Genomic DNA, 14799 nt, shown 5'->3' on the forward strand with positions numbered 1-14799 from the left:
AATGGTGGAGTTAAGGAGAGTCGAACTCCTGACCTCCTGCGTGCAAGGCAGGCGCTCTACCAACTGAGCTATAACCCCATAAATGGTGGGTCTAATAAGACTTGAACTTATGACCCCCGCGTTATCAACACGGTGCTCTAACCAACTGAGCTATAGACCCGAAAGCCGTTAAAAAATTGCTTTTGCAACCTTCTAACTTTTATTCAACTAAAGAACAACTTGTTGTGAATTCTTGCCAATCAGATAACTTCGTTAAGGAGGTGATCCAGCCGCAGGTTCCCCTACGGCTACCTTGTTACGACTTCACCCCAGTCATCGACCCCACCGTGGTGATCGCCCTCTTGCGTTAGGCTAACCACTTCTGGTGAGATCAACTCCCATGGTGTGACGGGCGGTGTGTACAAGGCCCGGGAACGTATTCACCGCAGCATTCTGATCTGCGATTACTAGCGATTCCGACTTCATGGAGTCGAGTTGCAGACTCCAATCCGGACTACGATTGGCTTTTTGAGATTAGCATCACATCGCTGTGTAGCAACCCTTTGTACCAACCATTGTAGCACGTGTGTAGCCCTGGTCGTAAGGGCCATGATGACTTGACGTCGTCCCCGCCTTCCTCCAGTTTGTCACTGGCAGTATCCTTAGAGTTCCCGACTTAAATCGCTGGTAACTAAGGAAAAGGGTTGCGCTCGTTGCGGGACTTAACCCAACATCTCACGACACGAGCTGACGACAGCCATGCAGCACCTGTATCACAGTTCCCGAAGGCACTAAGCTATCTCTAGCGAATTCTGTGTATGTCAAGACCAGGTAAGGTTCTTCGCGTTGCATCGAATTAAACCACATGCTCCACCGCTTGTGCGGGCCCCCGTCAATTCATTTGAGTTTTAACCTTGCGGCCGTACTCCCCAGGCGGTCTACTTATTGCGTTAACTGCGTCACTAAGTCTTCAAGAGACCCAACGACTGGTAGACATCGTTTACGGCGTGGACTACCAGGGTATCTAATCCTGTTTGCTACCCACGCTTTCGCACCTCAGTGTCAGTATGATGCCAGGAAGCTGCCTTCGCCATCGGTATTCCTCCAGATCTCTACGCATTTCACCGCTACACCTGGAATTCTACTTCCCTCTCACCTACTCTAGTTACCCAGTATCAGATGCAGTTCCCAGGTTAAGCCCGGGGCTTTCACATCTGACTTAAGTAACCACCTACGCGCGCTTTACGCCCAGTAATTCCGATTAACGCTTGCACCCTCTGTATTACCGCGGCTGCTGGCACAGAGTTAGCCGGTGCTTATTCTGTGGGTAACGTCAGGGCTAATAGGTATTAGCTATTAGCTTTTCCTCCCCACTTAAAGTGCTTTACAACCAAAAGGCCTTCTTCACACACGCGGCATGGCTGGATCAGGCTTTCGCCCATTGTCCAATATTCCCCACTGCTGCCTCCCGTAGGAGTCTGGGCCGTGTCTCAGTCCCAGTGTGGCTGATCATCCTCTCAGACCAGCTACAGATCGTCGCCTTGGTAGGCCTTTACCCCACCAACTAGCTAATCCGACTTAGGCTCATCTAATAGCGAGAGCTTACGCCCCCTTTCACCCGTAGGTCGTATGCGGTATTAGCTATCCTTTCGGATAGTTATCCCCCACTACTAGGCAGATTCCTAAGCATTACTCACCCGTCCGCCACTAAGTATCAGGAGCAAGCTCCCTAACTTCGTTCGACTTGCATGTGTTAAGCCTGCCGCCAGCGTTCAATCTGAGCCATGATCAAACTCTTCAGTTTAATCTTTTAAAGCTCATTTAGATATTACTAGCAAAATTTGCTCATCGTGTAAATGAATTAACTTTGAGATTTTTTGTCGAGATAATAAATAAATGATTTATTTTTTAATTTATTTAAGTATCTTGTATTGACAAAAATCCACACAAGTTGTTCTTTAGTTTGGATTTTAAATAGTTGTTGAACACTGTCGTCCAGTTGTTCAATGAGTTGCGTATTATATACGCTTTTAATTGTTTGTCAAGGGGTTTTAAAGATTTAAATTAAAAATTTTTATTTAAACTTTTTAACCCAGCAAATCAACCTAAGTGATTGATTTAGCTCAAGTTTTTTATTACTTGGCTTGCTTGAGTGGTGCGTATTATACGCACCAGAATTCATGTTGTAAAGGGGTTTTTTGGGGGATTGGGAATAAAGTTTGTAAGTTGTTGATTTTAGGGGGTTTGTTTTTAAAAAATTTTTTGGCAGTATTTTATGCAAACCAAATTATACAAATCTCTCATAAACGCTTGCTTACATATCGTTAATTGGCATCATAAAACTGCGGCTACTTACCTGTAGCAAGTAGCGGTGGAGAAGATTCTTTTGGTTGTCATACCAACAGCAAAACAGGTGTTTATCACTGCCATTAAACCAAATAAAAACCCAAGCATCTGCTTGGGTTTTGCATCAATACTTCGGTCAAAGTCTAAGCCTTGATACAGCTAAGCCTAACCGCGATAAGCAAACTTGGGGTCAGCGGCTGCCGTAAATAACACATCGGTAGATGAATTCAGTGCCGTTTCGGCAGAGTCTTGCACAACGCCAATAATAAAGCCGATAGCAACCACTTGCATGGCGATATCATTTGGGATATTAAACAAGCTACACGCCACAGGAATCAACAGTAGCGAGCCGCCAGCGACACCAGAAGCACCACAAGCTGACACACTGCCAACAATCGCAAGCAATAACGCCGCCCCAAAACTCACCTCAATGCCCAGCGTGTGTGCCGCTGCCAAAGTTAGCACATTAATGGTGATTGCCGCTCCTGCCATATTGATGGTCGCCCCCAAAGGAATACTGACCGAATAGGTTTCTTCTGACAAGCCCAGTTTGCGAGCAAGGTTCATATTCACAGGAATGTTTGCCGCCGATGAGCGAGTAAAAAATGCCGTAACGCCAGACTCTCGCAAGCAAGTTAGCACCAGCGGATACGGATTTTTGCGGGTGATGGCAGCGACAATCAGTGGATTGACCACCAAGGCAATAAACAGCATCGACCCAACCAGCACGCCCAGCAATCTGGCATAGCTCATCAATGCCTCAAGTCCTGTCTCGGCAACGGTAGACGCAACCAAACCAAGAATACCAAATGGAGCCAGTGCAATAATCCACTTCACCACGCTGGTAATCGCCACGCCCAAATCCGACACCACTTGACGCGTGGTATCACCAACAGAGCGTAATGCCAAGCCAATTAGCACTGCCCAAGTTAAAATACCCATATAATTGGCATTGGCAAGCGATGAAACAGGATTGGCAACCAAATTCATCACCAGATTGGTTAATACTTCTTTTAAGCTCTGAGGGGCGGATTGCTCGGCTGCCGAAACATTTAGCACAAGCTCCACTGGGAACATAAAACTTGCCCCAACCGCCACCAAGGCTGCTGCAAATGTGCCAACCAGATACAATAATAAAATCGGCTTGATGCGTGTATCAGCACCAACTTGCTGACCTGACACTGCCGCCAAGACCAGCACAAATACCAATATAGGGGCTACCGCCTTTAATGCACCGACAAATACCGAACCTAAGATGCCAAGCGACAATCCCAGCTCGGGTGTCAATGCACCAATTATCGTGCCAAGTATTAATGCCGCAATAATCATCGGCACCAATCCCAAACGCATATAGGCATTCGCAATAGAACGCATAATTACTCCTAAGTTTCATACGAGCAAAGCTGATCTAAGCTGGACTGATGGTTTCAACCAACAAGCCCATTGCAACATTGTACAAATGCCACCAACACAGCGATTGGCTGATAAACTGGCTTCAACTTTGGCTTTGCAACAAAATAACACGCCTGACAACTTGCATTTATCTCTTATTGTTTTTGTAACTCATGTTGAGTCTGCGTTAATATACCATTTTTTTGTCATAAAGTCAGAATTTGTTGGCTTGGCAAGCACATCGCCCAAAATTTGCCCATAATCTTATCAAAAGTCAATCGCTGTCATCATACAGTGGCAAATAATTTTTGTGATATTTATCTGATACTTACAATCCATCTGCTGATTTATCAGAAGAAAAATTTTCCAAATCCAGCTCAAATTCTGACTCAAAACGCATCATCTCACCTGTTATCGGATCAACAAATGACAATCGCTTGGCAAGCAGCTGCAAGGGCTTGCTAAAATCATCATCGGCTCGGTGGCGAACCACAGGATAAAAACTGTCATGGCAGATGGCAAGACCCAGATAATTCATATGCACACGCAACTGATGCAGCTTGCCTGTGGTGGGTCGCAGTTGATATTTGCACCACTTGCCATCACGGCTTATTTGCAATGGCTCAATCAGCGTATGTGTATTTGGTTCGCCCTGTCCCACTTTCATGGTATAAAACGGCTCACCACGCTCAAGTGGCAACGCAAGCGATAAAGGAAAATGGTGCTGCTCGCTAGCAGGAGCGATGGCATGATAGCATTTGTCTATTGCATGATTGGCGAATAATTTCTGATATGTCGTGCGAGCCTTTGGCGTTTTGGCAAACAAAATCACGCCTGCCGTCTCCCTGTCCAAACGATGCACAGGTGAGATATTGGCATTGCCCGTTTGTGCCTTTAGCCGTGTCAAAAGCGTTTGTTGCACATAACGCCCTGCTGGTGCCACCGTCAAAAAATGCGGCTTATCCACCACCAGCAGTTCGTCATTTTCACAAATAATCCGATGAGCAAATGGCACAATCGTCTCACACGCCAGCTGCCGATAATAAGAAATGGTCAAGCCATGCTGATAAGGACTGTCCTGCGTCAGCACCTTGCCTTCGTGCAGCACCAAGCCTTGCTCAAAGCGACCACGCCATTCATCAGGGGTGATGTGGGGGAATTTTTGGCACAAATAGGCAAAAATGGTCGGCACGGTTTGGGCAAGTTTTGGCAAATATAACTTGCTTGGCGATATGCCTTGTCGCATCAAGCCATCTGCCTGCTGGCTACTTGGCATGAGCGATACAATAGGCGGTATATGGCACAGCCTTTAGGCGATTGTCGTCAATTTTTTCTGCACATTCCACGCAGATGCCGTACTCGTCCAGCTCAATACGCCGCAATGCTGCATTGACCTGTGCCAAACCTTGCTCCGCCTCAATCAAGAGAGCCTTACGCATCTCATCACGACTGGCAGCCACTGCCTGATCGTCCCAGTGTCGCTGTAGCTGATCTTGGGGGTGGCTGATGTGGTCGCTGATTTTGTCAATGCGTGCTTGGTACTCTTGTTTAAGCGTTTGTAATGCCTGCTCATACTGATGCAATTGTGTCATGATATCTCCTTATTGGCGGCGGTTTTCTCTGGCAAGATTTGTTGCCCAATTCTCCATCGCTTAATTGTTAAGGCAAATCATTCCTTGCCTTGTGTCAATTATTCATGAATTTATCAAAAAACGCAAGACCGCACGCCACAATTGACCATTTTGGTAGGTTTGTAAGAAATTTCTTACAAAAATTGGCGAAATTTGCCACTGTGTTTTGTCATGGCAATTTGGCATAATAGCACCATCAGCACAGGAAATGGCAACGATGCCACACGGAGGATTTGCTGTCGGTGTATGGAAGCACATTAGGGAGCCGCAAAGTATTGCACAAAACCACAAGTGATGAGCTTGTGGTTTTTTATTGCAGGTCTATCAAGCAATCCTGCTGACTGTCTAATAGCTGTCCGTATACCCCTAGGCTTGCGACAAATTCCTTGAGCCGTGCTGCATCCAGCCTAACTGTCGCACAGACATCAAGTGCATAATCAACCTGCAACATCTCGCCACCTGCCGCCAAGACCAAATACCGCAACTGTGCCTCGTGAGCAAAACTGGTCTTAATACGCAGTGTCGTCTGTGGCACGAACTGGCTTAGCACCATCTGATCAACCACCATCTGTGCCGCTGTCGCATAAGCACGCGTCAGCCCGCCAGCACCCAATTTAATGCCACCAAAATACCGCACAACCACAATCAGACAATTGCCAATCGCCTTGTGCTGTAGCACGCTTAAAATCGGCCGACCTGCTGTACCATTTGGCTCACCATCATCATCAAACCCTGCACTGGTGGTGTTGTGCGGATCGCCGATGATATAACCATAGCAATGATGGCGTGCATCAGGGTACTGCTGCCTTAAGTGCTGCACCCACGCCAACAGCTGCTCTCGTGTCTGTATCGGATAAGCAAAAGCCAAAAACTCACTTTTTTTGATTTCATAAGTCGCCGTGCAGGGCAAACTTAGCGTCTGATAGCTCACAACACACTCTTTGATGACAAAATGCCATTGTCCCACATTTTGGTAATTTATACAATTTTTTGCCCAAATTTGCCAATCTTTGGGCAATTCAGACCACCCACAGGCACTCTTAGCTTGATTATCACCACAAATCAAGCAGACAATGGCAAAATATGCTAAACTCATGCTTTGATTGTCTTATTGAGAAAAACCATGCGATTGGATAAATTTTTAAGCAAAGCCACCGAATTATCTCGTAAAGATGCCAAAAAAGTGCTACACGCTGGCGAAATTACAGTAAACAACACCATCATCAAAGATGGCAGCCATCATATTGACACCACCTGCGATGAGGTGCTGTGGGCGGGCGAACCATTATCGGTCGCTGATGGCAATCGATATATTTTGTTGTACAAGCCTGATGGCTTTGAATGCACCCTAAAACCCAAAGAATATCCGATTGTTACCAATTTAATTGCCGTACCTGAGGTGGCAAATTTGCGTATCGCAGGCAGGCTCGATGTAGACACCACAGGAGCATTGCTACTGTCTGACGATGGTGCGTGGCTTCACCGTGTTACCAGCCCAAAAAGCCATCAGCCCAAACGCTACGAAATCACACTTGCCGACCCGATGGACAGTCAAGCCCAAGCCGTCGCTATCAAGCAGGTGGCAAATGGCATCTTGCTTGAATCAGAAACCGAAAAAACCCGCCCTGCGGAACTGTCATTTGTTGATGAAACGCACGCCGTGCTGACACTAACCGAAGGCAAATACCACCAAGTCAAACGCATGATGGCATATTTTGGCAACAAAGTTGTCGCCCTGCACCGTGCCAGCATTGGCACCATCACGCTTGACGGATTGCAAATGGGCGAATGCCGTTTTTTGCGTGCCGATGAAATTGCTCAATTTTGATAAATTTCTCGCTACACTTTTAAGGTTTCATGTGAAACGCTTGATAAGTTGGCAAAATCTTAGCCCTAGACCATAAAAATTTGGCAAAATCAGCAAAAGCTGGCAAGATTTGTTATTTTGACTTGATAAATCGCTCAATTGGCACCATATTGAGCGATATTTTTATTTTTTATAATTTTTTGATAATGAGTATGACAAATGAGCAATGATTTTTATAGCACGCTGGGTGTCAGTCGCAGTGCGGACGAAAAAGAAATCAAAAAAGCCTTTCGCAAATTGGCAATGAAATATCACCCAGACCGCAACCCAGACAATCCTGAAGCCGAAGAAAAGCTCAAAGAGGCCACCAAAGCCTACGAAACGCTTAGCGATCCTGAAAAACGAGCCACTTATGACCGTGTCGGACACGCCGCCTATGAACAAGGCATGGGTGCAGGCGGCTTTGGCGGTGGTGGTTTTGGTGGCTTTGGCGGTGGCGATTTTAATGATATTTTTGGCGACCTATTTGGTCAGGCATTTGGTGGCGGCTTTGGCGGTGGCAGCTCACGCCGTCAAGCACGGCAAGGAGCGAACCTACTGTATAACATCAGCCTAACCCTTGAGGAAGCTGTCAAAGGTTGCAAAAAACAAATCACTTACCAAACTTCGGTTGCCTGTGGCAGCTGTCATGGCAAAGGTGCAGCCAAAGATAGCGACATCGTTACCTGTGGCAGCTGTCATGGTCAAGGTCAGGTGCGTATGCAACAAGGGTTCTTTGTCATGCAACAAACCTGTCCTGACTGTCAAGGCACAGGCAAACAAATCAAAACCCCTTGCCCAGATTGCCATGGTGTCGGCAAAAAACAAGAGCAACAAACGCTGGAGATTAGCATTCCTGCTGGTGTTGATGACGGCGACCGCGTGCGTCTGGCAGGCAAGGGTGAGGCTGGCGAAAATGGCTCACCAAGCGGCGATTTGTTTGTCGAGGTGCGTGTCAAACCACACGATATCTTTACGCGTAATGGTGCTGACTTGCACATGGAAGTCCCTGTTTCTATGGTATCGGCAGCTTTGGGCGATGAAATCGAAATTCCCACTTTGGACGGGAAAATCAAAATCAAAATCGCCGAGGGAACGCAATCAGGCAAAATGTTGCGGGTGCGTGGCAAGGGCGTAACCACTGTGCAGGGACGAATGCAGGGTGATTTGATTTGCCGAATCATCGTCCAAACGCCTGTCAATCTTAACAATGAACAAAAAGAACTACTCAAGCAGCTACAAGCAACCTTGGGCAGTAACAACAGCAGCAGCGAAGCCAAGAAAAAAGGCTTTTTTGACAAAGTCAAAGACGACCTAAAAGACCTGTTTGATTGATACCACAAAAGCCCCATAGTTGGGGCTTTTTGTTGTCTTAATGCTTTGGTGGAATATTTTGCAAAACCACATAACAAGACCGCACGCACTGGCAATGGCTCAATCGCACCAGCCCAAAACAAGTTTGACACAGCCAAGGCAAGAGATTATGATAATCGCATAAGCATTATTTTGTAAACAAACCAAAACCACAAGTAGATATAACAACAATACCATGCACGAACAAACCGCCCTTATCCACGACCCAAAAGCCGCTCCGATGGATATTAACACCATGCAACCGCCCGTGTATCACGCCTCAACCATCATCTTTGATAGCACCAAGGCGTTATTTAATCGCCACTGGACAGATCGCTATGACTACAGCTATGGCACGCACGGCACGCCAACCACTTATTTGCTCGCCGATCAAATCGCACGGCTAGAAGGCGGTCAGCACTGCCTATTGACCCCCAGCGGTCTGTCTGCGATAAGTTTGGTCAATACCGCTTTATTGACAACAGGCGATGAGGTCTGGATACCAGACAATGCTTACTCGCCCAATTTGGCTCACTTGCAACAACTACAGTCAAGCTATGGTATCAGCATAAAAATCTATCAACCACAAGATATTGACAGTTTTATGCCATCAAAGGCGTGCAAATTATTGTGGCTTGAGGCAGCAGGCTCAATTACCCTTGAGTTTCCCAATTTGCCTGCATTTATTCACAAGGCTCATCAGCATGGTGCTTGGGTGGCACTGGATAATACTTGGGGTGCGGCGGTGGCGTTTTGTCCTTTTGCTATCGATACGCTGGCGGTAGATATTTCGGTGCATGCACTCACCAAATACCCAAGTGGCGGTGGCGATGTACTGATGGGCAGCATTGTCAGCCGTGATAACAAACTACATCAGCGACTCTTGCAAACACATTCTGTCTTGGGGCTTAGTGTCTCTGGTGATGATTGTGCACGCATTTATCGCAGTCTGCCCAGTTTGCAGTTGCGTTATCAACAACAGTCCGCCACCGCTCAACAGCTGATGCACTGGCTAAAAAATCAACCACAATTCAGCCAAGTGCTACACCCTGCCAATCCAGACAGTGCTGGGCATGACGCTTGGCAAAAACTTTGCCCCAACGGCTTGTCATCAGGGCTTGTAAGTGTGGTATTTGACAAACGCTATCGCTGGGCGGATGTTTGTCGTTTTTGTGATGCGTTGCGTTTGTTTCAACTGGGTTTTAGCTGGGGTGGTGCGACAAGTCTTGTGATGCTGTATGATATTAAAAAAATTCGCAGCCTGCCACAGACGCATTTGCAGGGCGATTATGTGGTGCGATTTAGCGTTGGGCTTGAGCATATTGATGATTTGACAGCAGATATTGCCGCTGCACTACTGGTGCTAAATTATGATGAAAAAGCGGCACAACCTTGATATAATCATCTCATCTAGCCAAAAGGAGCAAGTATGAATCCATTAAAACTAGGCATCATGGGAGCATCGGGTCGCATGGGGCGTATGCTGATTGAGGCCACTTTAGACAATCCTGATACCACACTTGGTGGTGCGTATGTACGCAGCATTTCTAGCCTAATCGGTGCAGACGCTGGGGAATTTATTGGTGGTGAGCGTATCGGTGTCGCTCTTGCACCGCTTGATGTCGCCAAGGTTGATGCACTGATTGACTTTAGCCTACCTGAAGCACTTGATGAAGTGCTATCACAATGTATCACGCACCGCATACCGCTGGTGATGGGGGTAACAGGCTTAAGCCAAGACCAAGAAACCAAACTGACAGAAGCTGCCAAGCATATCGCCATCGTCTATGCTGGCAACTACTCAACAGGGGTAAATCTATCGCTGAACCTGCTTGCAACCACTGCTCGTGTGCTGGGGCTCGATGCCGATGTTGAAATCATCGAACATCACCACAAGCATAAGATTGACGCTCCCTCTGGCACGGCATTAATGATGGCAAATGCCATTGCTACCACACGAGGTCAGCAGCCAAATACCGTCATCAACCATGGTCGCTCAGGAGCCGCCAAACGAGTTGCTGGCGAAATTGGCATTCATGCAGTGCGTGGCGGTGAGATTATCGGTGAGCATACCGTGCAGTTTATTACCGCTGGTGAGATTATCGAAATCACGCACAAAGCCCAAAGTCGTGCCACCTTTGCCACAGGGGCGGTGCGTGCCGCTTTATGGGCAGCCAAGCAACCTGCTGGTCTGTATGATATGCAAGATGTTCTGGGGCTAAAATCTTAAGCACCGCCATGCCTACTGCTGATGGCGGTAGGCATTTTTCCATTGTTATCGCAATCACAGCGTGGCATTTAGCCAAACCACAGCTCAATCACCCTATCCCAGCAAATCTTAAATTTATAATTCACAACCACAACGCACAGCAACACAATCACCATCAAATCAGCCTAGGTGCATAGTACCGCTCGCTCGGCATGAAGTCTAAAAATGCTGTCGCCACTTGTTTGCCAAAATCAACTCTGATAGATCAAGTTTGGGCAGTTATCAAATTACAGCTTGAAAATTTTTGCAAATTTAAGGCGGTGGCAAATGGTCAAACAAAATAGCTCCAACATTCACACAGTTAGTAGCTACAGTTAAATAAACCCTCTTACGGAAATTTATGCTTGGCTGGTGCCCTATGCTTACCGCTGCCAATTCACCCAAAACCCCAGCACACCTGCCACTACAGTCAAACCGCCCAAGCCAAAAAATGCTGTGGTGAATTGTGTACTTTTAACCAGCATAGAAATCAAAAAGCCAATGACAACGCACATCTGCAAAATCAGCACATACGCAGGCATATAGTTATCACGATTAACAGCGGCGATATTTTTGAGCATAAAAGCAGACATGACGGTGTTTTGTGTACCATTAAACGCCCCCATCATCACCCCAAATACCACCAACATATAAAACTGCTCAGTTATGCCAAGTAATAAAAGCGACACACCGATCATCACAGCTGACAAACAAGCAGCCGCCGCCTCACCCATCTTTGTCAGAATTGGTACCAATATCAGTGGACAAAGTGCCAAAGCAAGACTGATCGCCGATGAAAATATACCGTACTCCACACCATTTAGTTGTACCACATCGGTCAGATATACAATCAGTAGTACCGATAGTGCCGAGGTACACGCCACCGTAACGCTCAGTGGGGGCAATGGCGGTCAATATCTGCTTATTTTGCAGCAACAAGCCAATGGATTTCAATCCGTTGATCGCAGGGGTGCTATCAGGTCTTGGAAGGCGTGCCAAACCACACATGGCAAGCCAAATGACCATGCCTGACAACGAAGTTGCCACTGCCACCCACAACAAAGCCCGTCCTACATCAAACAAATAACTAAAAGTACCACCCAACATCGGACCTGCCATAAAGCCCATGTTGCGGATACTGTGGGCGTATTTATTGATTTGCTCCAGCGGCTTATCATCAGTACTCATCACAGGGATTAAAATCAACACCGCCGACCACAGCAAGCCACCCAAAAAACCCAGCATAAGCGACACTGTCAAATATACCGCTGGTAAAGCGGTGGTAGCGGCAACCATCACCAATACTGCCTGAGCAAACAGGGCAAATAAAATCAGCTGGCGTGCCGAAAAGCGTGCCGCAAGCCTGCTATAGATAACATTGGCACACAGACCACCAAGCATACCCAGTAGTAGCAGTGCAGAGGTCAGATATACTCGCTCGGCATCACCCAGCTGCAAGGCAAAGATAATCTGCACCGCCTCATCACCAAAACTACCCAGTAATAACGATAAGAATAGCAAGATGATGTGCTTATTGTTCATAACGCTCCCCACTTACGCAGTAGTGCAAAAATGGGCATGTATTCACGACATGAATACAAGGAGACTTCTTGCTGACATGACAGTTCTTCAATAATTTTTAAAACTCGGCTTTCATATACAATAGCAGCGATATTTCTCTGCAAAATCTCATCGAGATTATTTTTATAAGAAAAAAGGGTTTAAAATATAACATCTTCTTCAATGAAGAAATCGTCTGGCTGAAGTTCGGCAGCTTGCTTACCAAATATATCTGTGGCAAATTTTTTGCCAAAAATCGTTTGCATATCTTTCCTCCTTGAGAATATGAACAATCTTTTAATTATGAGCTGCACAAAACCATGTACAACTCATAACTTCAACAACTTGCAGTAAACAAATTCAAAAAGCCAAATTATTTTCTAGCATATTTGATATGTTTAAATTCTGGGTTGTCGTTCTTTAAGGTGTACTCTCGAATAATCATAATTTACTCCTTTTAAAATATGAATTAAATGTACATCTTAGGGATTTCTCCCCAATTCAAATATAAAAACAAAAATAGAAATGTCAAGAAAAAATTTCAACTTTTAAATAACAACAATCACCTCTATGATGCTGGTAGGTTTAATCAGTTCACCATGCAATTCATTCGGCACCAAAAAACCTTAGGGCGTTGCGTGGCACAAAGGTTAAATCAAACTGCTTTTGCTGATAGCGATAATCCAAAAATCCAATATGACCACCAAAACGCGTATCCAGCAACTGCACACTTGACGAAACATCGCTTGGTTCGGCAGTTACCCCCAAAAATGGATCATCTTTTGCGGTTATTATTAAGGTTGGTTTAACAATATCTGCCAAATAAGGCAATGCAGATGCCTTGCGATAATAGTCATTTTTTGAGCGATAGCCATGTCTGGGTGCGGTGAACGCATTATCAAAATCTGCCATGCGTTTGGCGGTTTTTAGCATGGTGATTTCGTCATCGGTCAGTTGATTTGCCAGTGCTTTTTTGACAATGGGGTTGAGCAAATATGGGGTATAAACACGGCGACCGAGCAATCTTTCCATCGCCACCGAAGCACTCGCCAAGTCCACAGGTGCAGAGACAACCACCGCCCGCTGAACAAGTGCATCAGCACCGTATTCGCCCATGTATTTTGCCAAAACATTACCGCCAAGCGACACGCCCATCGCATAAATTGTCGTAAATCGCTCGGTGAGCTGTGCCAAATTGTGCTGCACTTCTGCGGTATCGCCTGCATTATAAAACACCTTACCTGCCACTGCCACACCGCCACAAGAACGAAAATGCACCACCACAAAATGCCAACCCACCTCATGCACACATTGTGCCAGCGTGCGTGCGTAATGGCTCTGACTTGAGCCTTCCATGCCATGAAACAGCACCACCAGTGGCGTGCTGTATCTGCCTGTGGCATCTTTTTTTTCATCTGCCAACAAATAATCATAGGCAACATCGCTTTCATTGAGCGAATCTTTTACCAGCACACGCTGATAATTGGGCGTATAACGCACCAAATAGCGTGGCAAAATGGTTTGTAAATGTGCATTACGAAGCCATATTGGCGGTGAAAATTGTTCGGCCATATCAGTCTCATTTATTTATATTTTCTAAAGAATAATTTGTAATAGCACAACCTGCATGATACATCGCAAGAAGGGTAGTTACTTATGTAGCTTGACGCAATTGCACCACCAAATCCCCCGTGCCGTCAGCTGTTGGCAACCCACGCCCAGTCAGCACAATATCAGCAGGACAATCCAAGCAGGCAGGGCTAATCAAAGTCAGCGAAAGCGGTGCTGGCAAAGTGATTTTTGCACCCTCCATCATCTGATGAGCGGTTAAATAAACCACATAATAAACATCAGCCCCTTTTAGCCGAACGCAAGGATTATCCAGCCAAATCCGCACACGCAACAACTGCTCGGCATATCGCACCTTGACAATCTCGCCTGCTCCAAGACCGCTTGGCAAATCCAGCTCAATTGCCTGCTCATGCCTTTGTTGCTGGGTGGTGATAGACACCTTGCCACCAAAATATGCGGTTTGCAAACCAATCCTGCAAACAATATCCGCCTGCTTGCCAGCCAAATGCGGCAATTGCTGATAAAAACGCTCAAACCGACCCCATGCCGCCATCACCGATTGTGCCGTCTGCATCATGCGACCTTGCAACTGCTTGCCAACCCCTGCCAACTGACTGTAGCGTCTATTTAGCCACTGCCGCTGTTGCACTTTGGCAAGATGTGCATCATAGGCTTGGCGAGTATTGGCGTCTTTTAAGGTGGCATAAGCAATATTGAGCCTGCTTGCCCAAGCATCATCGGCACCTCTGTCGGGGTGGTGCTGCGAAATTTTTTGGCGATATGCACGCTTAATGGTTGCTGTATCTGCGGTATAAGCAACCCCAAGTATCTGATAATAATCTGCTGTGGATTCGTCCATCTGCATTCACCAA

At 46.3% G+C, this 14799-nt stretch carries 12 protein-coding genes, 2 tRNA genes, 1 rRNA gene and 1 pseudogene; 5 read left to right on the forward strand and 11 right to left on the reverse strand.

Translation table 11 applies throughout. The annotated features are described in order from the left end of the window. Positions 1-2 precede the first annotated feature (2 nt). From EL162_RS02045 to EL162_RS02055, 3 genes are all read right to left on the reverse strand, one after another. Positions 3-78 (reverse strand) — tRNA-Ala (locus EL162_RS02045). 5 nt (positions 79-83) lie between these two features. Next, positions 84-160, reverse strand: a tRNA-Ile gene (locus EL162_RS02050). Between the two features lie 93 nt (positions 161-253). Further along, a 16S ribosomal RNA gene (locus EL162_RS02055) occupies positions 254-1783 on the reverse strand. A gap of 563 nt (positions 1784-2346) precedes the next feature. Between EL162_RS02055 and EL162_RS02060 the strand changes: the two are divergent. Then, positions 2347-2412, forward strand: a pseudogene (locus tag EL162_RS02060) (YHYH domain-containing protein); the annotation flags it as partial. A gap of 78 nt (positions 2413-2490) precedes the next feature. Here EL162_RS02060 and sstT read toward each other — a convergent pair. The 4 genes from sstT to EL162_RS02080 form a co-directional block, all read right to left on the reverse strand. After that, on the reverse strand, positions 2491-3699 hold the full coding sequence (gene sstT / locus EL162_RS02065; protein ID WP_126329730.1) for a serine/threonine transporter SstT: 1209 nt from the start codon (positions 3697-3699) through the stop codon (positions 2491-2493). 346 nt (positions 3700-4045) lie between these two features. Beyond that, positions 4046-4993: a pseudouridine synthase gene (locus EL162_RS02070; protein ID WP_227543425.1), complete on the reverse strand. Its 948-nt coding sequence runs from the start codon at positions 4991-4993 to the stop codon at positions 4046-4048. Continuing rightward, positions 4983-5309 (reverse strand): TraR/DksA family transcriptional regulator, encoded by a 327-nt coding sequence (locus EL162_RS02075; RefSeq protein WP_126329732.1) that lies wholly within the window; start codon positions 5307-5309, stop codon positions 4983-4985. The genes EL162_RS02070 and EL162_RS02075 overlap by 11 nt, the downstream gene beginning before the upstream one ends. A gap of 349 nt (positions 5310-5658) precedes the next feature. Then, positions 5659-6279: an IMPACT family protein gene (locus tag EL162_RS02080; protein WP_126329734.1), complete on the reverse strand. Its 621-nt coding sequence runs from the start codon at positions 6277-6279 to the stop codon at positions 5659-5661. 192 nt (positions 6280-6471) lie between these two features. Between EL162_RS02080 and EL162_RS02085 the strand changes: the two genes are divergently transcribed. The 4 genes from EL162_RS02085 (at position 6472) to dapB (ending at position 10777) form a co-directional block, all read left to right on the forward strand. Beyond that, positions 6472-7176 carry a pseudouridine synthase gene (locus tag EL162_RS02085; RefSeq protein WP_126329736.1) on the forward strand — a complete coding sequence of 235 codons (705 nt, stop codon included), beginning with the start codon at positions 6472-6474 and terminating at the stop codon, positions 7174-7176. A 198-nt stretch (positions 7177-7374) separates the two neighbouring features. Then, positions 7375-8529 carry a molecular chaperone DnaJ gene (gene dnaJ / locus EL162_RS02090; protein WP_126329738.1) on the forward strand — a complete coding sequence of 385 codons (1155 nt, stop codon included), beginning with the start codon at positions 7375-7377 and terminating at the stop codon, positions 8527-8529. A 214-nt stretch (positions 8530-8743) separates the two neighbouring features. Then, on the forward strand, positions 8744-9943 hold the full coding sequence (locus tag EL162_RS02095; protein WP_126329740.1) for a PLP-dependent transferase: 1200 nt from the start codon (positions 8744-8746) through the stop codon (positions 9941-9943). A gap of 33 nt (positions 9944-9976) precedes the next feature. Further along, a complete protein-coding gene (dapB, locus tag EL162_RS02100; protein ID WP_126329742.1) occupies positions 9977-10777 on the forward strand; it encodes a 4-hydroxy-tetrahydrodipicolinate reductase in 801 nt (266 codons plus the stop codon). A 401-nt stretch (positions 10778-11178) separates the two neighbouring features. Here the strand turns inward: dapB and EL162_RS02105 are convergent, their stop codons facing one another. From EL162_RS02105 to EL162_RS02120, 4 genes are all read right to left on the reverse strand, one after another. After that, on the reverse strand, positions 11179-11628 hold the full coding sequence (locus EL162_RS02105) for an MFS transporter (protein ID WP_311195368.1): 450 nt from the start codon (positions 11626-11628) through the stop codon (positions 11179-11181). After that, positions 11522-12337 (reverse strand): hypothetical protein, encoded by an 816-nt coding sequence (locus tag EL162_RS02110; RefSeq protein WP_126329746.1) that lies wholly within the window; start codon positions 12335-12337, stop codon positions 11522-11524. Before EL162_RS02110 ends, EL162_RS02105 begins: the two co-directional genes overlap by 107 nt. Positions 12338-12961: 624 nt before the next feature. Beyond that, complete coding sequence (locus tag EL162_RS02115; protein WP_126329748.1) at positions 12962-13927, reverse strand: YheT family hydrolase; 966 nt, start codon at positions 13925-13927, stop codon at positions 12962-12964. Positions 13928-14009: 82 nt separating this feature from the next. Continuing rightward, positions 14010-14786, reverse strand: coding sequence for a DnaJ domain-containing protein (locus EL162_RS02120; protein ID WP_170161395.1), 777 nt, complete (start codon positions 14784-14786; stop codon positions 14010-14012). Positions 14787-14799 lie beyond the last annotated feature (13 nt).

The organism is Moraxella cuniculi, from assembly GCF_900637105.1.
In the GTDB taxonomy this organism is placed as follows: domain Bacteria; phylum Pseudomonadota; class Gammaproteobacteria; order Pseudomonadales; family Moraxellaceae; genus Moraxella; species Moraxella cuniculi.

What these genes read in the sequence shown, in the direction of transcription:
- EL162_RS02115 (WP_126329748.1), bottom strand. Translation starts at nt 13,927, where the DNA reads ATGGCCGAACAATTTTCACCGCCAATATGGCTTCGTAATGCACATTTA.
- EL162_RS02110 (WP_126329746.1), bottom strand. Translation starts at nt 12,337, where the DNA reads ATGAACAATAAGCACATCATCTTGCTATTCTTATCGTTATTACTGGGT.
- sstT (WP_126329730.1), bottom strand. Translation starts at nt 3,699, where the DNA reads ATGCGTTCTATTGCGAATGCCTATATGCGTTTGGGATTGGTGCCGATG.
- EL162_RS02095 (WP_126329740.1), top strand. Translation starts at nt 8,744, where the DNA reads ATGCACGAACAAACCGCCCTTATCCACGACCCAAAAGCCGCTCCGATG.
- dapB (WP_126329742.1), top strand. Translation starts at nt 9,977, where the DNA reads ATGAATCCATTAAAACTAGGCATCATGGGAGCATCGGGTCGCATGGGG.
- EL162_RS02085 (WP_126329736.1), top strand. Translation starts at nt 6,472, where the DNA reads ATGCGATTGGATAAATTTTTAAGCAAAGCCACCGAATTATCTCGTAAA.
- EL162_RS02070 (WP_227543425.1), bottom strand. Translation starts at nt 4,993, where the DNA reads ATGCCAAGTAGCCAGCAGGCAGATGGCTTGATGCGACAAGGCATATCG.
- EL162_RS02120 (WP_170161395.1), bottom strand. Translation starts at nt 14,786, where the DNA reads ATGGACGAATCCACAGCAGATTATTATCAGATACTTGGGGTTGCTTAT.
- dnaJ (WP_126329738.1), top strand. Translation starts at nt 7,375, where the DNA reads ATGAGCAATGATTTTTATAGCACGCTGGGTGTCAGTCGCAGTGCGGAC.
- EL162_RS02075 (WP_126329732.1), bottom strand. Translation starts at nt 5,309, where the DNA reads ATGACACAATTGCATCAGTATGAGCAGGCATTACAAACGCTTAAACAA.